23 protein-coding genes are annotated in these 23,749 nt (G+C 74.5%); 17 read left to right on the top strand and 6 right to left on the bottom strand.

Features of this window, described 5'->3' with window-relative positions:
- Positions 1 to 11 precede the first annotated feature (11 nt).
- Positions 12 to 434: a hypothetical protein gene (locus ACY0MR_RS07540; protein ID WP_473559899.1), complete on the top strand. Its 423-nt coding sequence runs from the start codon at positions 12 to 14 to the stop codon at positions 432 to 434.
- Here ACY0MR_RS07540 and ACY0MR_RS07535 read toward each other — a convergent pair.
- A complete protein-coding gene (locus tag ACY0MR_RS07535; RefSeq protein ID WP_404077935.1) occupies positions 431 to 1,258 on the bottom strand; it encodes a helix-turn-helix domain-containing protein in 828 nt (275 codons plus the stop codon). The genes ACY0MR_RS07540 and ACY0MR_RS07535 overlap by 4 nt on opposite strands.
- Positions 1,259 to 1,349: 91 nt before the next feature.
- Here ACY0MR_RS07535 and ACY0MR_RS07530 point away from each other — a divergent pair, with 91 nt between their 5' ends.
- Positions 1,350 to 1,655, top strand: coding sequence for a 4a-hydroxytetrahydrobiopterin dehydratase (locus ACY0MR_RS07530; protein WP_361858157.1), 306 nt, complete (start codon positions 1,350 to 1,352; stop codon positions 1,653 to 1,655).
- Positions 1,656 to 1,732: 77 nt separating this feature from the next.
- On the top strand, positions 1,733 to 2,479 hold the full coding sequence (locus tag ACY0MR_RS07525) for a class I SAM-dependent methyltransferase (RefSeq protein WP_473559897.1): 747 nt from the start codon (positions 1,733 to 1,735) through the stop codon (positions 2,477 to 2,479).
- A gap of 368 nt (positions 2,480 to 2,847) precedes the next feature.
- Here ACY0MR_RS07525 and ACY0MR_RS07520 read toward each other — a convergent pair whose 3' ends face one another.
- Positions 2,848 to 3,717, bottom strand: a complete 870-nt coding sequence (locus ACY0MR_RS07520) for a Rossmann-fold NAD(P)-binding domain-containing protein (RefSeq protein WP_473559895.1) — start codon at positions 3,715 to 3,717, stop codon at positions 2,848 to 2,850.
- 117 nt (positions 3,718 to 3,834) lie between these two features.
- Here ACY0MR_RS07520 and ACY0MR_RS07515 point away from each other — a divergent pair, with 117 nt between their 5' ends.
- Both ACY0MR_RS07515 and ACY0MR_RS07510 read left to right on the top strand, forming a co-directional pair.
- Positions 3,835 to 4,767: an AraC family transcriptional regulator gene (locus tag ACY0MR_RS07515; protein ID WP_361858165.1), complete on the top strand. Its 933-nt coding sequence runs from the start codon at positions 3,835 to 3,837 to the stop codon at positions 4,765 to 4,767.
- A gap of 179 nt (positions 4,768 to 4,946) precedes the next feature.
- Entirely contained in the window at positions 4,947 to 5,912 is a 966-nt protein-coding gene (locus tag ACY0MR_RS07510) for a methyltransferase (protein WP_473559892.1), read from the top strand.
- A gap of 37 nt (positions 5,913 to 5,949) precedes the next feature.
- Here the strand turns inward: ACY0MR_RS07510 and ACY0MR_RS07505 are convergent, their stop codons facing one another.
- The 4 genes from ACY0MR_RS07505 to ACY0MR_RS07490 all read right to left on the bottom strand — a co-directional run bounded on the left by ACY0MR_RS07505 (position 5,950) and on the right by ACY0MR_RS07490 (position 10,744).
- The gene (locus tag ACY0MR_RS07505; RefSeq protein ID WP_404077944.1) at positions 5,950 to 6,417 is read right to left on the bottom strand and encodes an RICIN domain-containing protein; all 468 of its coding nucleotides are present in this window, start codon (positions 6,415 to 6,417) and stop codon (positions 5,950 to 5,952) included.
- A gap of 138 nt (positions 6,418 to 6,555) precedes the next feature.
- The gene (locus tag ACY0MR_RS07500; RefSeq protein ID WP_404079041.1) at positions 6,556 to 7,344 is read right to left on the bottom strand and encodes an aldo/keto reductase; all 789 of its coding nucleotides are present in this window, start codon (positions 7,342 to 7,344) and stop codon (positions 6,556 to 6,558) included.
- A 250-nt stretch (positions 7,345 to 7,594) separates the two neighbouring features.
- Entirely contained in the window at positions 7,595 to 9,418 is a 1,824-nt protein-coding gene (locus ACY0MR_RS07495; protein WP_361858174.1) for an AMP-dependent synthetase/ligase, read from the bottom strand.
- A gap of 459 nt (positions 9,419 to 9,877) precedes the next feature.
- Complete coding sequence (locus tag ACY0MR_RS07490; RefSeq protein ID WP_473559890.1) at positions 9,878 to 10,744, bottom strand: LysR substrate-binding domain-containing protein; 867 nt, start codon at positions 10,742 to 10,744, stop codon at positions 9,878 to 9,880.
- 135 nt (positions 10,745 to 10,879) lie between these two features.
- Between ACY0MR_RS07490 and ACY0MR_RS07485 the strand changes: the two genes are divergently transcribed.
- From ACY0MR_RS07485 to ACY0MR_RS07430, 12 genes are all read left to right on the top strand, one after another.
- Positions 10,880 to 11,977 carry a bile acid:sodium symporter family protein gene (locus ACY0MR_RS07485; protein WP_388795918.1) on the top strand — a complete coding sequence of 366 codons (1,098 nt, stop codon included), beginning with the start codon at positions 10,880 to 10,882 and terminating at the stop codon, positions 11,975 to 11,977.
- 25 nt (positions 11,978 to 12,002) lie between these two features.
- Positions 12,003 to 12,524, top strand: a complete 522-nt coding sequence (locus ACY0MR_RS07480; RefSeq protein ID WP_361862425.1) for an isochorismatase family protein — start codon at positions 12,003 to 12,005, stop codon at positions 12,522 to 12,524.
- Positions 12,521 to 12,904 carry a hypothetical protein gene (locus tag ACY0MR_RS07475; RefSeq protein ID WP_030320224.1) on the top strand — a complete coding sequence of 128 codons (384 nt, stop codon included), beginning with the start codon at positions 12,521 to 12,523 and terminating at the stop codon, positions 12,902 to 12,904. Before ACY0MR_RS07480 ends, ACY0MR_RS07475 begins: the two co-directional genes overlap by 4 nt.
- 173 nt (positions 12,905 to 13,077) lie before the next feature.
- The gene (locus ACY0MR_RS07470) at positions 13,078 to 14,034 is read left to right on the top strand and encodes a beta-ketoacyl-ACP synthase III (protein ID WP_361862421.1); all 957 of its coding nucleotides are present in this window, start codon (positions 13,078 to 13,080) and stop codon (positions 14,032 to 14,034) included.
- Positions 14,035 to 14,212: 178 nt separating this feature from the next.
- Positions 14,213 to 14,773: a cupredoxin domain-containing protein gene (locus ACY0MR_RS07465; RefSeq protein WP_388795910.1), complete on the top strand. Its 561-nt coding sequence runs from the start codon at positions 14,213 to 14,215 to the stop codon at positions 14,771 to 14,773.
- A gap of 331 nt (positions 14,774 to 15,104) precedes the next feature.
- Positions 15,105 to 15,791, top strand: coding sequence for a class F sortase (locus ACY0MR_RS07460; RefSeq protein WP_473559886.1), 687 nt, complete (start codon positions 15,105 to 15,107; stop codon positions 15,789 to 15,791).
- Positions 15,792 to 16,015: 224 nt separating this feature from the next.
- A complete protein-coding gene (locus ACY0MR_RS07455; RefSeq protein ID WP_388795904.1) occupies positions 16,016 to 17,197 on the top strand; it encodes an ROK family transcriptional regulator in 1,182 nt (393 codons plus the stop codon).
- Positions 17,198 to 17,507: 310 nt separating this feature from the next.
- Positions 17,508 to 18,995 carry a sugar ABC transporter ATP-binding protein gene (locus ACY0MR_RS07450; RefSeq protein WP_473561730.1) on the top strand — a complete coding sequence of 496 codons (1,488 nt, stop codon included), beginning with the start codon at positions 17,508 to 17,510 and terminating at the stop codon, positions 18,993 to 18,995.
- Positions 18,992 to 19,990: an ABC transporter permease gene (locus tag ACY0MR_RS07445; protein ID WP_388795902.1), complete on the top strand. Its 999-nt coding sequence runs from the start codon at positions 18,992 to 18,994 to the stop codon at positions 19,988 to 19,990. The genes ACY0MR_RS07450 and ACY0MR_RS07445 overlap by 4 nt, the downstream gene beginning before the upstream one ends.
- A 67-nt stretch (positions 19,991 to 20,057) precedes the next feature.
- Entirely contained in the window at positions 20,058 to 21,095 is a 1,038-nt protein-coding gene (locus tag ACY0MR_RS07440) for a substrate-binding domain-containing protein (RefSeq protein WP_473559883.1), read from the top strand.
- A 118-nt stretch (positions 21,096 to 21,213) separates the two neighbouring features.
- Positions 21,214 to 22,488, top strand: a complete 1,275-nt coding sequence (locus tag ACY0MR_RS07435) for a Gfo/Idh/MocA family protein (RefSeq protein ID WP_473559881.1) — start codon at positions 21,214 to 21,216, stop codon at positions 22,486 to 22,488.
- 13 nt (positions 22,489 to 22,501) lie between these two features.
- Positions 22,502 to 23,506, top strand: coding sequence for a sugar phosphate isomerase/epimerase family protein (locus ACY0MR_RS07430; protein WP_388795894.1), 1,005 nt, complete (start codon positions 22,502 to 22,504; stop codon positions 23,504 to 23,506).
- Positions 23,507 to 23,749 lie beyond the last annotated feature (243 nt).

Genomic DNA, 23,749 nt, shown 5'->3' with positions numbered 1-23,749 from the left:
GGTGATCCGCCATGTCCCAGGCCCTGCTCGCCGGTCTCGCCCGCACCAGCCGCCCCCAGTCCGCCGTGCGCAGGTTCCTCGCCCTCGACGCCGTCGTCACCGGGGCCAACGGAATCGCCTACGCCGTCGCCCCCGGCCCGCTCGGGGAGATCCTCGGGGTCGACGCGGACCTGCTGCGCATCCTCGGTCTCCTGCTCGCCCTGTACGCCGCGGGGGTCGCCGGGCTCGCGAGCCGGCCCCGGCCGCCGGCGCTCGGCGTCAAGCTCGTCGTCGACGTCAACGTGCTCTGGGCCGTCCTCAGCCTCGTCGCCCTCGCCGCCTGGCTGGAGCCGACCACCGCCGGCCTCGTCTGGACCCCCCTGCAGGCCGCCACCGTCGCCGGCTTCGCCCTCGCCCAGTGGGTCGCCCTGCGGGCCGTCGCCCGGACGCCCTAGGCGTCGAACGCGGGAAGCGACCGGAGGTACGCCACCGTCGCCGGGTCGGCCGGGAGGAACGTCTCGATGGCCAGCTCGGCGACCGTCACGTCCAGCGGTGTGTTGAACGTCGAGATCGACGACACGAACGACAACACCCGCCCGTCGTGCTCGATCCGCAGCGGCAGCGCGAAGTACGGATACACCTCGTCCGGACCCGGAGCGGTCGACCCGGGTCCCTCCTCCGAGCCCGGCGGCCGCGGATACGCCACCACCTCCTCGTACAGCGCGCGCAGCGACTCCGAGCGGACCAGCGCGATCTGACGCTCCATCTGGTGCAGCAGATGCCCGCGCCACTCCGGCAGGTTCCTGATCCGCGGCGCGAGACCCTCCGGGTGCAGCGTGATCCGCATGGCGTTCAGCGGCGGCGCCAGCAGGTGCTCCGGCAGGCCGTCGAGCAGCAGCCCGAGCGCCCGGTTCGCGGCCACCACCGTGTACGAGCCGTCCACCACGAGCGCCGGATACGGCTCGTACCCCTGCAGGAGCTGCTCGATGCCCACCCGCAGCGTCTCCAGACGCGGGGCGTCCAGCGGCGACTCCGCGTAGCGGGGCGCGTAACCCGCCGCCAGCAGCAGCGCGTTCCGCTCCCGGACCGGCACCTCCAGGTGCTCGGCCAGCCGCAGGACCATCTCCTCGCTCGGCCGGGACCGGCCCGTCTCCACGAACGAGATGTGCCGCGCCGAGGAGTCCGCGCGCAGCGCCAGCTCCAGCTGGCTCAGCCTCCGCTGCTCCCGCCAACCGCGCAGCAGCGGACCCACTCCCGTGTCGCTCACCACCGTCGTCATGGCCAGACGGTATCCCAGAGGGGGACCCGGGTAGTTTCCCCCGGGGGCCCCAGTCCGCCACCCGCGCCACCCGACCGGAGGGAGCACCGCCGTGCCCACACAGCCGCTGTCGCAGAAGGAGATCGAGGACCGACTGCGGGAGCTCCCCGGCTGGTCCGTCCAGGACGACCGGCTCACCCGCGAGTACCGGCTCGGCGACCACTTCGCGGCGACCGCGCTCGTCGTCCACGTGGCCCGCATCCAGCAGGAGCTCGACCACCACTCCGATCTGACCCTCGGCTACAACACCGTCGCCCTGTCGGTGCACACCCACTCCGCCGGCGGCGCGCTCACCGAGAAGGACTTCGAACTCGCCGAGCGCGTCGAGGGCATCGCCCCCGGCCACGGGATCGCCTGACCGGCGGTCACGCCCCCGGCCCGGGACGGCCGCCCGCGCCCCGACGGTCGTGCCGCACCCCTCGTACGATCGTCGGCATGGCGGAGACCGTGCTCGACTACGAGACCGAAGCGGCGCACTACGACCGGACCCGGGGCGGGGTGCCCCGGGCCGCCGCCGCGGCCGGAGCCGTCCTGCGGCTCGTGCCGCCCGGCGCCCGGACCCTGCTCGACCTCGCCTGCGGCACCGGCCTCGTCACCGAACGCCTCACCCGCCCCGGGCTGCGCGTCCTCGGGGCCGATGCCGCCCACGCCATGCTGCGGGTCGCCGCCGACCGGGCACCGGGCCGCGTCCTGCGCGCGGACGCCCGGCGCCTGCCGCTGCCCGACGCCTCCCTGGACGCGGTCGCCGCCGTCTGGCTGCTGCACCTCGTCCCCTTCGCCGCGGAGATCGTCGCCGAGGCCGCCCGCGTCCTGCGCCCCGGCGGGGTCCTCGTCGCCACCGTCGACAAGGACGCGTCCCACGACGTCGGCAGCGACATCGACGTGATCCTCCGCCCGCACCGCACGGCCGCGACGGCCTCCGACCGGGCCGACCTGGTCACCCGGTACGCCGCCGCCCACGGACTCGCCCCCGCCCCCGGGACCGGCTTCACGGGCCACGGCCAGGGCGCCGCCCCGCGCGACACCGTACGGAAGCTGCGCGCCGGGTACTTCGCCTCCTGGTTCCCCGGCGACACGGCGGCCGTCGAGCGGCTCGCCGCCGCCCTCGCGGCCCTCCCGGACCAGGACCGCCGCCGACCCGACCCCCGGTACCGGCTGGCCTGCTTCGTCCGGCGGAGCTGAGCACCGCGGACGCCCCGGCACACGGACCGCCCGGACCGAGCGAGCCGCCGGAGGACCCGGCCCGCGCCGCTCCGGCTCCGCCCCGCCCCGGTCTGTGCCGCTCCGGTCCGTGTCGCTCCGGGACTGCGCCGCTCCGGCCTGCACCGGTTCGGGCCCACACCGCTCCCGGCCCGCACCGCCCCCGGCCGCCACCGCTCCCCATCCCCCGGCCCGACCCGGCGGCCCGTCGGTGGTGGCGGCCGCCGGTCTGCACCGCTCCGGTCGGCACCGCTCCGGGCCCGTGCCGCTCCGGGTCCGTGTCGCTCCGGCCCGCACCGCTCCCCATCCCGCGGCCCGACCCGGCCGCCCGTCGGTGGTGCCGGCCGCCTTCAGGGGCGCGCGCTCGCCCAGGTCGCGTCCGCGAACTCCGCGAAGGAGCGCGGCTCACGGCCCAGGACCCGCTTCACCCCGTCCGTCACCGAGGCGTTGTGGCCGTCGAGGAGCGTCGCGAACAGGGCCGCGAGCCACCGCGCCTCCGGCTCCGGCAGCCCGAACGCGGTGAGCATCCCGGCGTAGTCGTCCTGCGCCACCGGCTCGTAGACCACCGGGCGACCGGAGGCGCGCGCGATCTCCGCCGCCACCTCCGCGAAGCCGATCGGACGGGGGCCCGTCAGCTCGTGCACCAGACCCGCGTGACCGTCCGTCAGCAGGGTCTCGACGACCACGTCCGCGAGGTCGTCGAGATCGACGAACGGCTCCGCCGTGTCTCCCGCCGGGAAGACGACCGCTCCCTCGGCGACCCCCTCCGCGAGCAGCCCCTCGGAGAAGTTCTGCGCGAAGAACGCGGCCCGCACCACCGTCAGTTCCACGCCCGCGGCCGCCGCCCGCAGGGCCTCCTCCGCCACGACCGCCTCCGGCTCTCCCCGGCCGGACAGCACCGTCAGGCGTCGTACGCCGTGCTCCGCGGCCAGCCGGCCGAACGTCTCCATCGCCCCGACCCCGCCCGGCGCGGCCAGATCCGGGTAGTAGGCCACGTACGCGGCGTCCGCGCCCCGCAGCGCCGGCCCCCAGGTCTCGGGGGCCTCCCAGTCGAACCGGGTGGCGCCGCTCCGCGACCCGGCCCGGACGACCGCCCCGCGCGCCGTCAGCCGCTCGGCCACCCGGCGCCCCGTCTTGCCCGTGGCACTCGTCACCAGGACGGTGCCGCCCCGCTCGCCGGTGCCCTGCTCGTTCCGCGTGTCGTTCGTCTGCTTCGTCATGGGTCAAGACTCCCGCCCGGGACGCCCCCCGCCCATGCTCGGCCGTCTCGCGCACCTGTGCCTCCGTCTCACGAACCGCTCAGGCCCTGCCGTCGACAGGTCCTACTCTGTTGCCCCATGGACGCACTCGCCGGACTCCTCGACGGCCCCCGCGCCCGGGGCGCCTTCCTGCTCCGCATGGTCATGGAGCCGCCGTGGTCGGTGCGCATCGAGGACGGCGCACCGATCTGCGTGATGTGCGTGACCGCGGGCGAGGCCTGGGTCGTGCCCGACACCGGGGAGGCCGTTCCGCTGAGGCCCGGGGACATCGCCGTCGTCCGGGGCCCGGCGCCGTACACGGTCGCCGACGCCCCCGACGCCCCGCCCCGGGCGGTGATCGGGCCCGACGGCGTCTGCACCACCCTCACCGGGGAGCCGCTCGCCGACAGCATGCGGCTCGGCGTCCGGACCTGGGGCAACGCCTCCGACGGCGGCACCACCGTCCTCGTCGGCACCTACCGGATGGACGGCGAGGTCGGCCGCCGGCTCCTCGACGCCCTGCCCGAGCTGATCCACCTCCCCGCGGACGCGTGGAACTGCCCCCTCATGCCGTTCCTCGGCGAGGAGATCACCCGCGACGAACCCGGCCAGTCCGTCGTCCTCGACCGGGTCCTCGACCTGCTGCTCATCTCCGGCGTCCGCGCCTGGTTCTCCCGGCCCGGGGCCGAGGCCCCCGCCTGGTACCGGGCCATGGGCGATCCCGTCGTCGGCCGCGCGCTCCGGCTGCTCCAGGACGACCCGGCGCACCCCTGGACCGTCGCCTCGCTCGCCGCGAAGACGGGGGTGTCCCGGGCCGCGCTCGCCCGCCGCTTCACGGAACTGGTCGGCGAGCCCCCGATGGGCTACCTCACCGGCTGGCGGCTCGCCCTCGCCGCCGACCTGCTGCGCGACAGCGACGCCACCGTGGAGGCGGTCGCCCGGCAGGTCGGCTACAGCGGCGCCTTCGCGCTGAGCGCCGCCTTCAAGCGGGTCCGGGGCGTCAGCCCGCAGGAGCACCGCGCCGGGGCGTGACCAGGACCCGGAACAGCGGGTCGGAGCGGGCGGGCCGGCGCGAGCGGGTCCCGGACCCGCGTGCCCCGGGGCGGGCCCGACGTCCCGGAGTATGACGATCGGAGCAACAAAGGATCGAATTTCTTGCCGGATCGGCAACCCTTCTCGCGCTCGCCGCGGACGGGACGCACGCTGGACCCATGAGCCAGCACACCGCAACGCACCACGGCCACGCCCACGGCGACGGGCACGGCCACCAGCACACTCCCGGTGACACGCCCAGCACCGGGCACCAGCACCGCCCCTGCTCCCACCAGAGCGGAGCCCCCCTCGACTGGAACGAGATCGCCCCGCTCCTGGAGCAGCAGGCGGAGACGGAGAGCCCCGCCTACGCCGACGCCGCCGCCTGGCTCGGCACCCTCGCCCCCGTGCAGGGCGTCCGCCGGGTCCTCGACGTGGGCAGCGGTCCCGGTGTCGTCACCGGGGTCCTCGCCGAGGCCTTCCCCGCGGCGGAGGCCGTCGCCGTCGACGGCTCCCCGGAGCTCCTGGCCCGCGCCCGGGAGCGCGCCGGGGAACGCGGACTCGGCGCCCGCGTCTCCACCCTGCACACCGAACTCCCCGCGGGCATCGCCGGGCTGGGCAAGGCCGACCTGATCTGGGCGGGCAACTCGCTGCACCACATCGGCGACCAGCGGGCCGCGCTCGTCGAGTTCGCCGGTCTGCTGAACCCCGGCGGTCTGATGGTGCTCGTCGAGGGCGGGCTGCCCGCCCGGCACCTGCCCTGGCACGTCGGTTTCGGCCGGCCCGGCCTGGAGGCGCGCCTCGACGCCGCCAACGCCGACCGGTTCGCCGAGATGCGGGCCGAGACGCCCGGGCACAAGGACGAGCCGGACGACTGGCGGGCCCTGCTCGCCGACGCGGGCCTCACCCCCGCCGGCACCCGCACCTTCCTCACCGACGTCCCCGCGCCGGTGTCCCCGGTCGTCCGCGGCCTGGCCCTCGCCCACTTCGCCCGGGTCCGGGACAGCTTCGAAGGCCGGATCGACGCGGGGGACCGCGCGACCCTCGACCGGCTCCTGGACCCGGCCGACGACCTGTCGCTCCACCACCGCACGGACCTGTTCTACCTGGCGGCCCGCACGGTCCACACCGCCCGCAAGGGCTGAGGACCGCGCGGCGCCCGCCGCGCCGTCCGCCGGAGGGTCAGGACACCGGCTCCAAGCGCCACCACTGGAACGGGGAGTCGGTGTCCTCCCACTGCCGCACGTTGCCGCCGTCCTCCTCGGAGGCGTCGGCCACCTCCATGAACAGGCCGCTGATGAAGCTCACCAGCGCGACCGTCCCGGGCGACTGCAGGTCCTGCTCGATGATCCACTCCTGCGCGCCGAAGTTGTTCGCCTTCCACTGCTGGATGTCGGCGCCGTTCTCCGTGGAGGCGTTGGCGACGTCGAGGCGCTTGCCGCTGGCGGCGTTGACGAGGTGGTAGAGCCCGCCGCCGTTCGGCACGGCCGTGATGTGCCAGTGCTGGCCGGGCGTGCCCCGCTCGATGCCCTGCTGCACCGGGGCACCGCTGCGGCCCGACCCCTCGTACACCTCGAGGAGCAGCCCGCTGGCCACGTTCCGCACCCGGTACAGGCCCTCCTCCACGGGCACCGGAGAACCACCACTCACCGCATCGACTCCCTCGCTCGCACCCGCGACCCGCCCGCACCGGCCGGGTCCGCGGTCCTCCGCCGACTCTATGCCGGGGGTACGACAACGGCGCCGGGGCCCGGAAGGACCTCGGCGCCGTTGTCGTACCGCGACCGGTCAGGCGGCGAACTCCGCCGGGTCCGGGCCCAGTCGGCGGTCCTCGTCGAGGGCGGCGATCGCCGACAGGTCCTCGGCGTCCAGCTCGAAGCCGAAGACGTCGATGTTCTCCCGGATGCGGGACGGGGTGACCGACTTCGGGATCACCACGTTCCCCAGCTGGAGGTGCCAGCGCAGGACGACCTGGGCCGGGGTGCGCCCGTGCTTGCGGCCGATCGCGATGATCGCCGGCACGTCCAGGAGCCCCTTGCCCGAGCCGAGCGGCGACCACGCCTCGGTCGCGATGCCGTACCGGGCGTGCACCTCCCGGGAGGCCTGCTGGGAGAGCTGCGGGTGGAGCTCGATCTGGTTGACGGCCGGCACGACCGAGGTCTCGCCGACGAGCCGCTCCAGGTGCTCCGGGAGGAAGTTCGAGACGCCGATCGCCTTGGCGCGGCCCTCCGCGGCGATCTTCTCGAACGCGCGGTACGTGTCGACGTACGCGTCCTTCGACGGGACCGGCCAGTGGATCAGGTACAGGTCGACGTAGTCGAGACCGAGCTTGTCGAGCGAGGCGTCGAAGGCCTTCAGGGTCGAGTCGAAGCCCTGGTCGCTGTTCCACAGCTTGGTCGTGACGAACAGGTCCTCGCGGGGGACCCCGGACGCGGCGAGGGCACGGCCGGTGCCCTCCTCGTTGCCGTAGATCGCGGCGGTGTCGATCGAGCGGTAGCCGGCCTCCAGGGCCGTGGCGACCGCCGTCTCGGCCTCGTCGTCCGGCACCTGCCAGACGCCGAAGCCCAGCTGCGGCATCCGCACGCCGTTGTTCAGGGTGACCTGGGGAACCTTGCTGTCCGTGCTCACGTGGAGGGGATCCTTCTCTTGTCGCGGGTCGTGCCTGACTTCTCCCACCTTCAATGATCCGGGAGGCTCGTGCATTCCGTACGCCGATCCCGGTCTCCGGGACGGGCCCGGAGCCGTACGGCGGACACCGCCCCCTGCGGGGCCGGGCGGCGGGCCCATCCCCGGCGGCGGGCGTCCGCGGTGCGGCCGGGGCCCCGGCTCAGCCGTAGAGCGCCGCGACCTCCGCCGCGTACGCCCGCTCGATCGCCTTCCGCTTCAGCTTCAGCGACGGGGTCAGCAGCCCGTGCTCCTCGCTGAACGGATGCGCCAGGATCCGGAAGGTGCGGATGGACTCGGCCTGCGAGACGAGGGTGTTCGCCGCCACCACCCCCCGCCGGATCTCCGTCTCCAGCGACGGATCGCGCACCAGCTCCGCGGGGGAGAGCGGTGCCCGTCCCTGCATGGCCAGCCAGTGCTCCACCGCCTCCTGGTCGATGGTCACCAGGGCGGCGATGTACGGCCGGTCGTTGCCGACGACGATGCACTGGGCGATCAGGGGATGCGCCCGGACGCGCTCCTCCAGGGCCGTCGGCGCGACGCTCTTGCCGCCCGAGGTCACCAGGATCTCCTTCTTCCGTCCCGTGATCGTCAGATAGCCGTCCTCGTCGAGGGAGCCCAGGTCCCCGGTGGCCAGCCAGCCGTCGTTGAGGACCGCGGCGGTGGCCTCGGGGGCGTTGAGGTAGCCGGAGAACACCTGGCCGCCGTGGAGCCACACCTCCCCGTCGTCCGCGATGTGCACCGTGGTCCCCGGGACCGGCTGGCCCACCGTGCCGTACCGCGTCCGCTCCGGCGGATTGGCGGTCGCGGCCGCCGAGGACTCGGTCAGGCCGTACCCCTCGAAGACCGTGACCCCGGCGCCCGCGAAGAACAGCCCCTGCCGGCGGTCCATCGCGGAGCCGCCCGACATCGCGTGCCGGAGACGTCCGCCGAGGGCGGCGCGGACCTTCGCGTACACCGTCTTCTCGAAGAACTGGTGCTGCACCCGCAGGGCCGCCGACGGCCCCGGCCCGGTGCCGAACGCCCGGTGTTCGAGGGCCTCCGCGTACGCGACCGCGACCTCCACCGCCTTGTCGAACGGACCGGTCTTCCCCTCCCGCTCGGCCTTGCGCCGCGCCGCGTTGAAGACCTTCTCGAAGACGTAGGGGACGGCCAGCACGAAGCTGGGCCGGAAGGCGGCGAGGTCCGGGATCAGTTCCGCCGCCGCCATCACCGGCTGGTGCCCGAGCTTCACCCCGGTGCGGACCGCCGCCACCTCCACCATCCGGCCGAAGACGTGCGCGAGCGGGAGGAACAGCAGCGTCGACGCCTCCTCGCCCGGCCGGGAGCGGAACACCGACTCCCACCGGCCGACCAGCATGTCCGTCTCGAACATGAAGTTGGCGTGGGTGATCACGCAGCCCTTGGGGCGTCCCGTCGTCCCCGAGGTGTAGATGACCGTCGCCACCGTCTCCGGGGTCACCGCCCGCCGGTGCCGGTGCACCACGTCCTCGCCGATGTCCGCCCCGGCGGCCGTCAGTTCGGCCACCGCGCCCGCGTCCAGCTGCCACAGCCGCTGGAGCCGCGGCAGCCGGTCGATCACCGAGCCGATGGTCATGGCGTGGTCCTCGTGCTCCACCACGCAGGCCGTGACCTCCGAGTCGTGCAGCATCCAGAAGACCTGCTCGGCGGAGGACGTCGGGTAGATCGGCACGGGCTGCGCGCCGATGGCCCAGAGCGCGAAGTCGAAGAGCGTCCACTCGTACCGGGTGCGGGACATCACGGCGACCCGGTCGCCGAACCGCACCCCCTCCGCGATCAGGCCCTTCGCCAGACCCAGGACCTCGTCCCGGAACCGCACGGCCGTCACGTCCCGCCACGCGCCGTCCGGCCCCTTCCGGCCGAACGTCACCCGGTCCGGCTCCGCCAGGGCACGCTCGAACACGGGGTCCGCCAGACCGCCGACCTGAGGCGCCGCCTCGACGGGCGGCACGGTGAACTCGCGCACTGACCTGCTCCTCGACGGCTCGATGGCTGGAAAAGCTCGTTGTAGCGCTCCGTACGGCGCGGGTGACGGTACCCCACCCGACTGCCCGGCGGGAGGGCCTTCACCAAGCCGGGACATTCCGTGTTCGCACAGGTCAGGATGGGTGGGCGAACCAAGTCGCGGATGCCGCGGGTGCGTTACCGACCACCCGGTACGTCGACCGGGCGGGAATCTCCACGGAATCTGTACGGACCACTCACGCCCCGCCACCCGACGCGCCACCGCACCTGCACCCGGACCCGCCTCGCCGCGGCGGCCCGACCATGCCCCGAGGCGCCCCGGCCGCGGCCCCGCGGCTCCCCGGCGAGGCCCCGGAGGCGGCCCGACCGAGCCCCCGGAGGCGGTCCGACCGAGCCCCCGGAGGCCGACCCGGCCGCGGCTCCCCGCCCAGGTCGCACCGCCCCGGTCGCGCCGTCCCGGTCAGCCCGGCCGGTGCAGCCGGTCGCCGCCCGCCAGGATCGCCTCCGCCAGCGCGTCCGCCGCCTCCTGCGCCGCCCCGCCCCCGCGCCCCGCACGCAGCACGAAGCCGACCTCGCCGAGCTCCGGCAGCCCCGCCCGCGCCGGCACCGGCACCAGCCCCGGAGGCACCAGCCCCCGCGTGTGCGCCATCACCCCGAGCCCCGCCCGCGCCGCCGCCACGTTCGCACTCAGGCTGGAACTCGTGCACGCGATCCGCCACGCCCGGCCCTGCGCCTCCAGGGCCTCCAGGGCCCGTGCCCGGGTGATCCCCGGCGGCGGATACAGGATGAGCGGCACCGGACGGTCGGGATCCAGCCGGAGTCCCGGCGCCCCGATCCAGATCAGGGAGTCCTCCCAGACCAGCCGCCCCTCGCTCTCCCCGCCGCGCCGCTTCGCCAGGATCAGATCCAGCCGCCCCGCGGCGAGCCGCGCCTGCAGCGTGCCGGACAGCTCCACCGTCAGCTCCAGATCGACCTCCGGATGCTCGCGCCGGAACGACTCCAGGATCTCCGGCAGCCGGGTCGTCACGAAGTCCTCCGACGCCCCGAAGCGCAGTCGGCCGCGCAGCCGCGTCCCGCCGAAGTACGCCGCCGCCCGCTCGTGCGCCTGGAGGATCGTGCCCGCGAAGCCGAGCATCGCCTCGCCGTCCTCGGTCAGCGCCACCCGATGGGTGTCCCGGGTGAACAGCGGCCGGCCCGTCGCCGCCTCCAGGCGCCGCACGTGCTGGCTCACCGTGGACTGCCGCAGCCCGAGGCGCTCCGCGGCCCGGGTGAAGCTCAGCGTCTGGGCCACGGCGAGGAAGGTGCGCAGATGCGCGGGCTCGTACACGGGACGACCGTAACCCCTCCCGGACCCTTCATCACGCATCGCGATGACAGTCAGAGGGCTGTGCGGGATTCCCGATCACCGGACCCTGGGCCAGGATGGACGGGCGCGACACCCCCGCACAGAGCAGTGGAGCCCATGACCGCCCGTACGCCCGCCCGCCCCTCACGCCGCACCCCGGCCGGCGCACCGCGCCGCGTCCTCCGGCTGCCGTCGCGGCTGCCCGTCGACGGATACATCCTGGCACTGCTCGGCACGGTCGCCCTCGCCGCGCTCCTCCCCGCCTCCGGCACCGCCGCCCACGTCGCGGAAGGCGCCTCCACCGGCGCCGTCGCCCTCCTCTTCTTCCTCTACGGGGCCCGGCTCTCCACCCGCGAGGCGCTCGACGGCCTCAAGCACTGGCGACTCCACCTCACCGTCCTCGCCGGCACCTTCCTCCTCTTCCCCCTCCTCGGCCTCGCCGCCCGCGGCCTCGTCCCCACCGTGCTCACCCCGCAGCTCTACAGCGGCCTCCTCTTCCTCTGCCTCGTCCCCTCCACCATCCAGTCCTCCATCGCCTTCACCTCGATCGCCCGGGGCAACGTCCCCGCCGCGATCTGCGCCGGCTCCTTCTCCTCCCTCGCCGGCATCGTCCTCACCCCGCTGCTCGCCGCACTCCTCCTCGGCGGCAGCACGGGCGGCCTCTCCGCCGACGGACTCCTGAAGATCGTCCTCCAGCTCCTCGTACCGTTCCTCGCCGGACAATTCCTGCGCCGCTGGGTCGGCGGCCTCCTCACCCGGCACAAGAAGGTCCTCGGACGCGTCGACCGGGGCTCGATCCTCCTCGTCGTCTACACCGCCTTCAGCCAGGGCATGGTCGCCGGCATCTGGCACCTGGTGACCCCCGCCCGGCTCGGCCTCCTCCTCGCCGTCGAGGCCGTCCTGCTCGCCGCGATGCTCGCCCTGACCTGGTACGGCGCCGGACGCCTCGGCTTCGGCCGGGCCGACCGCATCGCCATCCAGTTCGCCGGCTCCAAGAAGAGCCTCGCGGCCGGACTGCCGATGGCCAGCGTCCTCTTCGGCCCCCAGGCCGCCCTCGCCGTCCTCCCCCTCATGCTCTTCCACCAGATGCAGCTGATGGTCTGCGCGGTCATCGCCAAACGTCGCGCCCGCGACCCGGAAGAGGACCCCGGGACGGACGGGACCCCCGTGACCCCCGCCGTAGGCCGGATCACACCCGCACCGACCACGGGATGATCATTCCGGCCGCTACGGTGCTCCCATGCCCGCACTCGATCCCGGCCGCACCGCGCTCGTCCTCGTCGACCTGATGGACCGCATCGTCGCGCTGCCCCTCGCACCCCGCCCCGGCACCGACGTCCTCACCGCCGCCACCCGGCTCGCCGACACCTTCCGGGCCGCCGGCGCACCCGTCGTCCACATCCGGGTCGAACGGCCGAACGTCGCCGCCCAGCCGCCCGGCAGCGACCTCGTCGCCGGCCTCGTCCGGGACGGCGAGCCCGTCGTCGTCAAGCGCACCATCGGCGGCTTCCAGGACACCGGACTCCACGAGCTCCTCACCGGGCTCGGCGCCACCACCCTCGTGTTCGGCGGCATCGCCACCAACCTCGGCGTCGAGTCCACCGCCCGCGCCGCCGGCGACCTCGGCTACGACCTCGTCTTCGCCGAGGACGCCATGAGCGCGCTCACCGCCGACGAACACCGCGCCTCCGTCGACCTCGACTTCCCGCGCCTCGGCACCGTCGCCCCCGTCGCCGCGATCACGCTGGACGGCCCCGAGTGACCCCCGTCCCGATACGCTACGGGGCCCGCCCCTGCTCCCTGGTCGTCTGCCGCGGCTGCTGCTGCGGCGACGCCCGCAAGAACCCCGGCACCGACCACGCCGGCCAGCTCGCCCGCCTCCGGGAGGCCGCCGCGGCCTCCGGCGGCCGGCTCGCCGTCCGTACGAGCGACTGCCTCGGCCCCTGCGCCCAGGCCAACATCGTCGTCGTCCAGCCCTCCACCGAGGGCCGGCGGCGCGGCGGCCGGGCCGCCTGGGTCGCCTTCACCCTCGACCAGGACTCCCTCGACGACATCCTCGCCTGGACGGCCGCCGGCGGCCCCGGCATCGCCCCGCCCCCCGCCACCCTCGCCCTCCAGATGATCGACCCGCCCAAGAACTGACCCCGGCCCGCGCCCCACCCGGACCCGTGGGGCCCGTGGGGCGCCAGGGCCCTTGTCACGGTCGGCCAAGGGGTACGGGGGAATCTTGGTGGTTTACGTCACCTGTTACCCATCAGTCGCTGGCAACACTGGGACATCCTGCCGGACGATCGAACCACCGAGGGGGTCCCGGGATGACGGGCACTCGCATTGCCGCGCTCGGGCACTACCAGCCCGCCAAGGTGCTCACCAACCACGACCTCGCGGAGTTGGTCGACACCGACGACGCCTGGATCACCAGCCGGGTCGGCATCCGCACCCGGCACATCGGCGGCCCCGACGAACCCGTCGACGAACTCGCCGCCCACGCGGCGGGCAAGGCCCTCGCCACCGCCGGGCTCACCCCCGACGACATCGACCTCGTGCTCGTCGCGACCTCCACGGCCATCGACCGTTCGCCGAACACGGCCGCCCGCGTCGCCGCCCGCCTCGGCATGACCTCGCCCGCCACCATGGACCTCAACGTGGTCTGCGCCGGCTTCACCCACGCCCTCGCCACCGCCGACCACGCGGTACGGGCCGGCGGATCCCGCCGCGCGCTGGTGATCGGCGCCGACAAGATGAGCGCCGTGGCCGACTGGACCGACCGCACGACCTGCGTCCTCGTCGGGGACGGGGCGGGCGCCGCGATCGTCGAGGCCGTGGACGAGGAGACCCCGGGAGCCGCCCGGGGCATCGGCCCCGTCCTCTGGGGCTCGGTCCCCGAGATGGGCCACGCCGTCCGCATCGAGGGCACCCCGCCCCGCTTCGCGCAGGAGGGCCAGAGCGTCTACCGCTGGGCCACCCAGCAGCTGCCCGCCCTCGCCCGGCAGGCCTGCGAGCGCTCCGGCATCGCCCCCGAGGACCTCGCGGGCGTCGTCCTGCACCAGGCCAACCTGCGGATCATCGAGCCGCTCGCCGCGAAGATCGGCGCCGTCAACGCGATCGTCGCCCGCGACGTCGTCGACTCCGGCAACACCTCGGCCGCGTCCATCCCGCTGGCCCTCGCCAAGCTCGTCGAACGCGGCGAACTCGCCTCCGGCGCCCCGGTCCTCCTCTTCGGCTTCGGCGGAAACCTCTCGTACGCCGGCCAGGTCGTCCGGGTCCCGTAGGTCCCCGGGGAGTGCGTCGCCGCTGCCGGTCCGTCCGCCCGGCGGCGGCATGCCCCGTTCGGCGGAGCCCGGTGGCGGCCCGCCCCCGGCGCGCCTAGCTTCGATCGCGGTGAGGGTTGTCGCATTCCGGGCACGGAATCGCTCCGTGACCGACCCTCCCGCGATCTGGAGGACCGTCATGCGTGCGATACGTGCCGCATCCGCCGCCCTGCTGAGCGCCGCAGCCCTCGCGGCCACGACCGCGCCGGCGGCGTTCGCGGGCCAGGACGACCACGGCATCACGTCGTTCGGCTTCTCCGTCAGCCCCGAGACCGTCGCCCCCGGCGGCACCGTGACGCTCACGTCCGACGGCTGCGAAGAGCCGTCGGTGACCGTCACCTCCGGCGTGTTCGACACCGTCACCCTCGACGAGGGCCGGTCCGGCAGCGCCACCGTCGACCTCGACGCCAAGTCCGGGACCCAGTACCAGATCACCTTCGACTGCAAGGGCGAGCGCGGCACCGCCACCCTGACCATCGCCCAGGGCAAGCCCGACGGGAACACCCCGGGGCACCAGGAGACCGTGCCGCCCGGAGCGCACAAGGGGGTGAAGGCGGGCTACGGCACCGCCGCCGCCTCCGGCGCCGAGAGCGAGGGCCTCGGCGTCACCGAGGTCGTCACCGGCGTGCTGCTCATCGTCGGGGCGCTCGGCGCCGCCGTCGTCCTGACCCGCCGCCGCGGTACGGGCGGCGGCGCCTGACAGCCGGGACCCAGGGGGGCCCGAGACGGCCCCTCCGACCCGGTGTGACGAGGTCCGGGACGGAGGGGCGCCACCACCCACCGGCGGCGCCCGCGCACGGGCGCCGCCGGCCGTACCCCCGGGGTGCGCGACCGGGGCGCGGGGCCGGGCACCGGAACCGGCGGGACCGGCACGACACCGGCGCCGACGGAACGGACCGGCGCGGAGGGCGTGCCCGGCACCCCCGGGCCCGTGCGGTCACCCCGCCGGACCCCCGCGCGTTCGGGGACCCCACGGACGGCACGACGACACCGCGGACGGCGCGGCCCGCGGCACGAGGAGGAGAGCGGCCGTGGGCAGCTCGGACGTGAGGGAACGGTACGGCGCGGCACGGCCCGACGGCCTCGGCCGGCGCGGCGCCTGGGGCCTCGTCGCCGTCGTGCTCCTCCTCGGCGTCCACCTGGTGCGCGGCGGCACCGACGAGCTCCGGGCCGAGGGACCCCCGCAGCCCCTCACCGCCGCCGCGCCCGAGGGTCCCCGTGTGGCTGCCGCCCTCGCCCCCGCCTCCGCACCCGCCCCGCTGCCGCCCTCGACCCCGCTCCGGGTCCGGGCCCCGGCCGTCCGGATCGACGCGCCGCTCACCCGGGTCGGCCTCGATCCGGACGGCTGGATCGAGGCCCCGCCGCCCGAGGAGGACCGCCTCGCCGGCTGGTTCACCGGGGCCGTCACCCCGGGGGAGCGCGGCACCGCCGTCGTCGTCGGCCACGTCGACGTCCCCGGCGGGCGGGCCGTGTTCTACGACCTCGGCGCCCTCCGCACCGGGCACCGCGTGGAGATCGCGCGCCGCGACGGCCGCACCGCGGTCTTCACCGTCCACGGCGTCGAGGTCGTCCCCAAGGAGGGCTTCCCCGCCGAGCGGGTCTACGGTGACTCCGGCGTGCCCGAACTGCGCCTCATCACCTGCGGAGGCACGTTCACCGAGGAGAACGGCTACGCCGGCAACGTGGTGGTGTCGGCCCGCCTGACCGAGGTCCGCTGACCGCTCGCCGCACGGACTCCCCTTCCGGCAGGCGCGCTCCTCCGCCCGCCTCCGACACGAGCCGAACGCCCCTTCTCCCGCGCCCGACCCCGCCTTTGTCCTCGGCCGGGAAAAAGTCGGAGCGGATTCCTGCGCAACTTCTTCCCACTCCGGTACGCCGCTGCTACGTTCCCCTCGAAAGCACGACGACGAGCGGGTACGAGAGGGAGGGGCGCGTGAGACGCATGACGGCACGACCTGCCAACCGGCATCAGGCGCGGCTCCTCAGACTGCTGCGCGACGGAGGACCCAACTCCCGCGCCCAGCTGGGGGACCAGATCGATCTCTCCCGCTCCAAGCTCGCCGTCGAGGTCGACCGGCTCCTGGAGACCGGTCTCGTCGTCGCCGACGGCTTCGCCGCCTCCCGGGGCGGCCGCCGCTCGCACAACATCCGGCTCGCGCCCGAACTCCGTTTCCTCGGCATCGACATCGGCGCCACCTCCATCGACGTCGCCGTCACCAACGCCGAGTTGGAGGTGCTCGGGCACCTCAACCACCCCATGGACGTCCGCGAGGGCCCCGTCGCCGTCTTCGAGCAGGCCCTGTCGATGGCGGCGAAACTCCGCTCCACCGGACTCGCCGAAGGCTTCGACGGCGCCGGCGTCGGCGTCCCCGGCCCCGTCCGCTTCCCCGAGGGCGTCCCCGTCGCACCGCCGATCATGCCCGGCTGGGACGGCTTCCCCGTACGGGAGGCGCTCAGCCAGGAACTCGGCTGCCCCGTCATGGTCGACAACGACGTGAACCTCATGGCCATGGGGGAGCAGCACGCCGGTGTCGCCCGCTCCGTCGGCGACTTCCTCTGCGTCAAGATCGGCACCGGCATCGGCTGCGGCATCGTCGTCGGCGGCGAGGTCTACCGCGGTACGACGGGCAGCGCCGGCGACATCGGCCACATCCAGGTCGAACCCGACGGCCGGCCCTGCGCCTGCGGCAACAACGGCTGCCTGGAGGCCCACTTCAGCGGCGCCGCCCTGGCCCGGGACGCCGAGGACGCGGCCCGCGGCGGCAGGTCGGAGGAGCTCGCCGTCCGGCTCGCGGCGGCCGGCCACCTCACCGCCGTCGACGTCGCCGCGGCCGCGGCCGCCGGAGACGCCACCGCACTCGCCCTCATCCGCGAGGGCGGCAACCGGGTCGGGCAGGTCATCGCCGGACTCGTCAGCTTCTTCAACCCCGGTCTGGTGGTGATCGGGGGCGGGGTCACCGGCCTCGGCCACAACCTCCTCGCCAGCGTCCGCACCCAGGTCTACCGGCAGTCCCTGCCGCTGGCCACCGGCAACCTGCCCATCGTCCTCGGCGAACTGGGCCAGACGGCCGGGGTGACGGGCGCGGCCCGCCTCATCAGCGACCACCTCTTCTCACCGGCGTAACCGCGTCCGACCGGCACCAGGCCCACCCCCGTCCCCGTCCGCCTCCGGGGCGCCAGGAGGCGGACGGGAAGCACCCCCGCCGCACCCCCGCCCCGCCGCACCCCCGCCCCGCCGCACCCCCGCCCCGCCGCACCCCCGCCCCGTCAGCCCCCGCCACGGCCGCACCCGGGGCACGGCCCGCACCCGCACGCACGGCCCGCCCCGCCTCGCACCCCCACGCGCCCCCGCCCACCCGCACCCCGCCGGACGGCCACCCGCACTCGCCGAGGGGATCTCCGCCATGCCCGAACACTCCCCGTCCCTCCTCACCATGTCCGGAATCACCAAGTCCTTCCCCGGCGTCCGCGCCCTCGACGGCGTCGACCTCGACGTCCTGCCCGGCGAGGTGCACTGCCTCCTCGGCCAGAACGGCGCCGGCAAGTCCACCCTCATCAAGGTCCTCGCCGGCGCCCACCAGCCCGACGAGGGCCGCATCACCTGGAACGGCGACCCCGTACGGCTCCGCTCCCCGAGCGCCGCCGTCCGCCTCGGCATCGCCACCATCTACCAGGAACTCGACCTCGTCGAAGGCCTCTCCGTCGCCGAGAACGTCCACCTCGGCCACGAGCCCACCACCGCGGGCTTCGTCCGGGGCCGCGCGGCACGGGAGACCGCCGCCGCCCTCCTCGAACGCCTCGGCCACCCGGAGATCGACCCCGCCCGCCGCGTCGGCGAACTCTCCGCCGCCCAGCAGCAGATCGTCTCCATGGCCCGCGCCCTCTCGCACGAGGTCCGCCTCATCGTCATGGACGAGCCCTCCGCCGCACTCGACCCCGACGAGGTCGCCAACCTCTTCCGGATCGTCGCGGACCTCACCGCCGCGGGCGTCGCCGTCGTCTACATCTCCCACCGCCTGGAGGAGATCCGCCGCATCGGCGACCGCGTCACCGTCCTCAAGGACGGGCGCGCCGTCGCCCGCGGACTGCCCGCCGCGACCACCCCCACCCGCGAGGTCGTCGCCCTCATGACCGGCCGGGACGTACCGTACGTCTTCCCCGAACGGCCCGACCGGCCGCCCACGGGCGAACCCGTCCTCCGCGTCCAGGGACTCGCCAGGAAAGGGGAGTTCGAGGCCCTCGACCTCGAACTCCGCCCCGGCGAGATCGTCGGCCTCGCCGGACTCGTCGGCTCGGGCCGCTCCGAGATCCTGGAGACCGTCTACGGAGCACGGAAACCCACCGCCGGCCGGGTGACCGTCGACGGACGGCCCCTGCGCCCCGGCAGCGTCCGCGCCGCCGTCGCCGCGGGACTCGGCCTCGCCCCCGAGGAGCGCAAGGCCCAGGGCCTGCTCCTCCTCGAATCCGTCACCCGCAACGTCTCCGTCTCCTCCCTCTCCCGCTTCTCCCGGGCCGGCTGGATCGACCGCGCCACCGAACGCGACACCGCGAGGAACGCCACCCGCACCCTCTCGCTGCGCCCCGACCTCCCGGACGCCCCGGTCCGGACCCTCTCCGGCGGCAACCAGCAGAAGGCGGTCCTCGCCCGCTGGCTCCTCCGGGGCTGCCGCGTCCTCCTCCTCGACGAACCCACCCGCGGTGTCGACGTCGGCGCCCGCGCCGAGCTGTACGCCGTCATCCGGGGCCTCGCCGACGACGGCCTCGCCGTCCTCCTCGTCTCCAGCGAGGTCCCCGAGGTCCTCGGCCTCGCCGACCGCGTCCTGGTCCTCCGCGAAGGCCGGGTCGTCCACCGGGCACCCGCCCGCGACCTCGACGAACACCGCGTACTCGACCTCGTGATGGAAGGGAGCCCAGCGGAATGACACTCACCACCCCGGCCAAGGCACCACCCGGCGAGAGCCGTTGGCGCACGCTCGGCCTCCGGGCCGACGTCCGCAACCTGTCGCTCCTCGGCGTCCTCGCGGCACTCGTCGTCGTCGGGGGCCTCACCCGGCCCGCCGAGTTCCTCGCCACCTCCAACCTCCAACTCGTCCTCACCCAGGCCTCCGTGATCGGCGTCGTCACCGTCGGCATGACCTTCGTCATCACCAGCGGCGGCATCGACCTCTCGGTCGGCGCGATCGTCGCCCTCGCCTCCGTCTGGGCCACCACCCTCGCCACCCAGGAGTTCGGCTTCGCCGGAATCCTCTTCACGGCCGTCGCCGTCGGCCTCGGCTGCGGCCTCGTCAACGGCGTCCTCGTCGCCTACGGCGGCATGGTCCCCTTCATCGCCACCCTCGCCATGCTGGCCTCGGCCCGCGGCCTCGCCCTCCAGATCACCGACGGCAAGACGCAGATCGTCACCGTCACCTCCGTCCTCGACCTCGGCCTCCCCGACGCCTACGTCCTCGGGATCCCGCCCCTCGTCCTCGTCTTCGCGGCCGTCACCGCCGCCGGCTGGCTGCTCCTCAACCGCACCACCTTCGGCCGCCGCACCCTCGCCGTCGGCGGCAACCCGGAGGCCGCCCGCCTCGCCGGCATCGACGTACGCCGCCAGCGCCTCTACCTCTACCTGCTCTCCGGACTGTGCTGCGGCATCGCCGCCTTCCTGCTCGTCGTCCTCGCCGGCTCCGGGCAGAACACCAACGGCAACCTGTACGAACTCGACGCCATCGCCGCCGCCATCATCGGCGGCACCCTCCTCAGCGGCGGCCGCGGCACCATCGTCGGCTCCGTCCTCGGCGTCCTCGTCTTCACCACGATCACCAACATCTTCGCCCTCAACAACCTGCAGAGCGACGTCCAGCAGATCGCCAAGGGCGCCATCATCGTCGCCGCCGTCCTGCTCCAGCGCCGCACGGTCCGCGACGGGACCTGACCGGACACCCGTCGCCCCGCACCACCACCGCCCCTCCACCCCACCCGCTCGGAAGGGATCCACCGCCATGCCCGAAACCAGCCGCAGACACCTCCTCCTCGGCGGCGCGGCCGTCTCCGCCGGCGCCCTGCTCACGGCCTGTACGAGCAACGAGCCGAAGAACCAGTCGCCGGTCGGCAGCGCCGCGCCCGCCGCCGACGACAAGCCCGGCACCCCCGTCACCATCGGCTTCGCCGGCCCGCAGGCCGACCACGGCTGGCTCAACGCCATCAACGACAACGCCGAACGGCGCGCGAAGAAGTACTCCGACGTCACCCTGGAGATCACCGAGGGCTCCAACGACACCGCCACCCAGATCGGCCAAGTCCAGACCCTCATCAACAAGAAGGTCGACGTCCTCGTCATCCTCCCCGCCGACGGCAAGGCCCTCACCCAGATCGGCCTCCAGGCCATGAAGGCCGGCATCCCCGTCATCAACCTCGACCGGATCTTCGCCTCCCCGCAGGCCTACCGCTGCTGGATCGGCGGCGACAACTACGGCATGGGCCTCAACGCCGGCAACTTCATCGGCGAACGGCTCAAGGACAAGCCGAACGCCACCGTCGTCGAACTCGCCGGCATGGACAGCCTCGAACTCACCAAGCAGCGCACCCAGGGCTTCGACGACGCCCTCAGGAACTACCCCAACATCCGCAAGGTCGCCCGCCAGGCCGCCGACTTCACCGTCGAGTCGGGACAGGCCAAGATGGCCCAACTCCTCCAGGCCCAGCCGAAGTTCGACGCCCTGTGGAACCACGACGACGACCAGGGCGTGGGCGCCCTGCGGGCCGTCGCCCAGGCCGGCCGCAAGGACTTCCTCATGGTCGGCGGCGCCGGCGCCAAGGCCGCCATGGACGCCATCAAGGCCGACACCGGCGTCCTCAAGGCCACCGTCCTCTACCCGCCCACCATGGCCGCCTCCGCGATCGACCTCGCCCGCGCCCTCGGCCAGAACAAGGGCGTCGGCGGCATGTCCGAGCTGGAGATCCCCGCCTCCATCACCCTCTACTCGGCCGTCGTCACCAAGGAGAACGTCGACGAGTACCTGCCCACCGGCTTCAGCTGACCGGCCGGGCCGCCGGGTCGGCCGACCGCACCGCGGCCGCCCGGCCGGACCGGCACCCCGGCGGCCCGACCGCCCCCGGGGAGCAGCAACCCGCCGCACCACGAAACGGAGGAACCGCATGGAACAGACGGAGAGCGAGGCCGCACCGCCGACGCTCGGCATCGGCATGGTCGGCTACGCCTTCATGGGAGCCGCCCACTCGCAGGGCTGGCGCACCGCTGGCCGGGTCTTCGACCTGCCGCTGCGCCCCGTCCTCGCCGCCGTCGCCGGCCGCGACGCCACCGCCGTCCGGGCCGCCGCCCGACGGCACGGCTGGGCCGCCGCCGAAACGGACTGGCGGGCCCTGATCGCCCGCGACGACGTCCAGCTCGTCGACGTCTGCACCCCCGGCGACAGCCATGCGGAGATCGCCGTCGCCGCCCTGGAGGCCGGCAAGCACGTGCTGTGCGAGAAGCCGCTCGCCAACTCGGTCGCCGAGGCCGAGACCATGGCGGCCGCCGCCGAGGCCGCCGCCGCCCGCGGCCAGATCGCCATGGTCGGCTTCAACTACCGCCGGGTGCCCGCCCTCGCGTACGCGCGGCAGCTCGTGGCGGACGGCCGCCTCGGGGCCCTGCGGCACCTCCGCGTCACCTACCTCCAGGACTGGCTCGTCGACCCGGCCTTCCCGCTCACCTGGCGGCTGGAACGCGAACACGCCGGCTCCGGCGCGCTCGGAGACCTCGGGGCGCACGCCGTCGACCTCGCCCAGTACCTGGCGGGCGAGCCGCTCATCGGCGTGTCCGCCCTCACCGAGACCTTCGTGCGGAAGCGCCCGCTGCTTACGGGGGTGGCCGCGGGCGGGCTCGCCGGGGGAGCGGGATCGGAGGCGTACGGGCAGGTGACCGTCGACGACGCGGCCCTGTTCACCGGGCGCCTCGCCTCCGGGGCGCTCGCCTCCTTCGAGGCCACCCGGATGGCAACGGGCCGTAAGAACGCCCTGCGGCTCGAACTCAACGGGGAGCACGGCTCGCTCGCCTTCGACCTGGAGCGGCTCAACGAACTGTCCTTCCACGACCACACCGAACCCGCGGTGTCGGCGGGCTTCCGCCGCATCCTGGTGACCGAACCCGCCCACCCCTACCTGGAGGGCTGGTGGCCGCCCGGGCACGCGCTGGGCTACGAGCACACCTTCGCGCACCAGGCCCGCGACCTGGTCCACGCCGTCGCGAGCGGCATCGCCCCGGCGCCCTCCTTCGCCGACGGCCTCCAGGTCCAGCGGGTCCTGGCGGCGGTGGAGGAGAGCGCCCGGAGCAACGCGGTCTACACCCCCGTCGGCGTCCCGGCCCGCACCGCGCCCCGGGGAGCCGCCGCCCCCTCCGACGACACGCCCGCCGATCCGTCCCTGCCGCGCTAGGAGGCGCCCTACCGTGCCACGACCCTTCACGCTGTTCACCGGCCAGTGGGCCGACCTGCCCCTGGAGGAGGTCTGCCGCCTCGCCCGCGACTTCGGCTACGACGGCCTCGAACTCGCTTGCTGGGGCGACCACTTCGAGGTCGACAAGGCCCTCGCCGATCCCGCGTACGTCAAGGGCAGGCGGGAGCTGCTCGACGCGTACGGACTGAAGTGCTGGGCGATCTCCAACCACCTGGTGGGGCAGGCGGTCTGCGACCACCCGATCGACGAGCGCCACCAGGCGATCGTGCCCGCCCGGATCTGGGGCGACGGCGACGCCGAGGGGGTGCGGCGACGGGCCGCCCGCGAACTCGCCGACACCGCGCGGGCGGCGGCCGCGCTCGGCGTCGACACCGTCATCGGCTTCACCGGCTCCTCCATCTGGCACCTGGTGGCGATGTTCCCGCCGGTCCCTGAGCGGATGGTCGAGCGCGGCTTCGAGGACTTCGCGGAGCGGTGGAACCCGATCCTCGACGTCTTCGACGCCGAGGGCGTCCGCTTCGCCCACGAGGTCCACCCCAGCGAGATCGCCTACGACTACTGGACCACCCGGCGGGCCCTGGACGCCGTCGACCGGCGCCCGGCCTTCGGACTCAACTTCGACCCCAGCCACTTCGTGTGGCAGGACCTCGACCCGGTCGGCTTCCTGTGGGACTTCCGCGACCGGATCTACCACGTGGACTGCAAGGAGGCCCGCCGGCGGCTCGACGGCCGCAACGGCCGGCTCGGCTCCCACCTGCCCTGGGGCGACCCGCGGCGCGGCTGGGACTTCGTCTCCGCGGGCCACGGCGACGTGCCCTGGGAGGACGTCTTCCGGATGCTCCGGTCCATCGGCTACGCGGGTCCCGTGTCCGTGGAGTGGGAGGACGCCGGCATGGACCGGCTGACCGGCGCACCCGAGGCGCTGTCCTTCCTGAAGCGGTACGACTTCGACCCCCCGGCGACCTCCTTCGACGCCGCCTTCGGGAGCGCCGACTGACGTGAACGCGCGGGTCCGCGCCCGGCGGCGAGGTGCCGCCGGGCCGGTCCGCGCTGCCCGCGGGAGCCTTTGTCCTCTCGCGGGGAAAAGTCGACCGCACCGGTGCGCAAGGGCTTTCCGTGCTGGACGAACCCGGCTACGGTCCCTGATGTGTACATGACGTAACAGCGTGATGTGACCAGCGTGACGGCGCACGCCGGTCCCCGGACCACCCGCACACCCGGCCCGAATCCGGAGGACACC

The sequence above is a fragment of the Streptomyces sp. JN8 genome, assembly GCF_055808075.1.
The sequence above is the reverse complement of the archived record's forward strand: the minus strand, read 5'-3'. Positions and strand labels throughout refer to the sequence as shown.

Excerpts from the sequence above, each read along its gene's own strand:
- ACY0MR_RS07540 (WP_473559899.1), top strand. The coding sequence starts at position 12 with ATGTCCCAGGCCCTGCTCGCCGGTCTCGCCCGCACCAGCCGCCCCCAG.
- ACY0MR_RS07535 (WP_404077935.1), bottom strand. The coding sequence starts at position 1,258 with ATGACGACGGTGGTGAGCGACACGGGAGTGGGTCCGCTGCTGCGCGGT.
- ACY0MR_RS07525 (WP_473559897.1), top strand. The coding sequence starts at position 1,733 with ATGGCGGAGACCGTGCTCGACTACGAGACCGAAGCGGCGCACTACGAC.
- ACY0MR_RS07520 (WP_473559895.1), bottom strand. The coding sequence starts at position 3,717 with ATGACGAAGCAGACGAACGACACGCGGAACGAGCAGGGCACCGGCGAG.
- ACY0MR_RS07515 (WP_361858165.1), top strand. The coding sequence starts at position 3,835 with ATGGACGCACTCGCCGGACTCCTCGACGGCCCCCGCGCCCGGGGCGCC.
- ACY0MR_RS07510 (WP_473559892.1), top strand. The coding sequence starts at position 4,947 with ATGAGCCAGCACACCGCAACGCACCACGGCCACGCCCACGGCGACGGG.
- ACY0MR_RS07500 (WP_404079041.1), bottom strand. The coding sequence starts at position 7,344 with ATGCCGCAGCTGGGCTTCGGCGTCTGGCAGGTGCCGGACGACGAGGCC.
- ACY0MR_RS07485 (WP_388795918.1), top strand. The coding sequence starts at position 10,880 with ATGACCGCCCGTACGCCCGCCCGCCCCTCACGCCGCACCCCGGCCGGC.
- ACY0MR_RS07480 (WP_361862425.1), top strand. The coding sequence starts at position 12,003 with ATGCCCGCACTCGATCCCGGCCGCACCGCGCTCGTCCTCGTCGACCTG.
- ACY0MR_RS07470 (WP_361862421.1), top strand. The coding sequence starts at position 13,078 with ATGACGGGCACTCGCATTGCCGCGCTCGGGCACTACCAGCCCGCCAAG.
- ACY0MR_RS07465 (WP_388795910.1), top strand. The coding sequence starts at position 14,213 with ATGCGTGCGATACGTGCCGCATCCGCCGCCCTGCTGAGCGCCGCAGCC.
- ACY0MR_RS07455 (WP_388795904.1), top strand. The coding sequence starts at position 16,016 with ATGACGGCACGACCTGCCAACCGGCATCAGGCGCGGCTCCTCAGACTG.
- ACY0MR_RS07450 (WP_473561730.1), top strand. The coding sequence starts at position 17,508 with ATGTCCGGAATCACCAAGTCCTTCCCCGGCGTCCGCGCCCTCGACGGC.
- ACY0MR_RS07445 (WP_388795902.1), top strand. The coding sequence starts at position 18,992 with ATGACACTCACCACCCCGGCCAAGGCACCACCCGGCGAGAGCCGTTGG.
- ACY0MR_RS07440 (WP_473559883.1), top strand. The coding sequence starts at position 20,058 with ATGCCCGAAACCAGCCGCAGACACCTCCTCCTCGGCGGCGCGGCCGTC.
- ACY0MR_RS07435 (WP_473559881.1), top strand. The coding sequence starts at position 21,214 with ATGGAACAGACGGAGAGCGAGGCCGCACCGCCGACGCTCGGCATCGGC.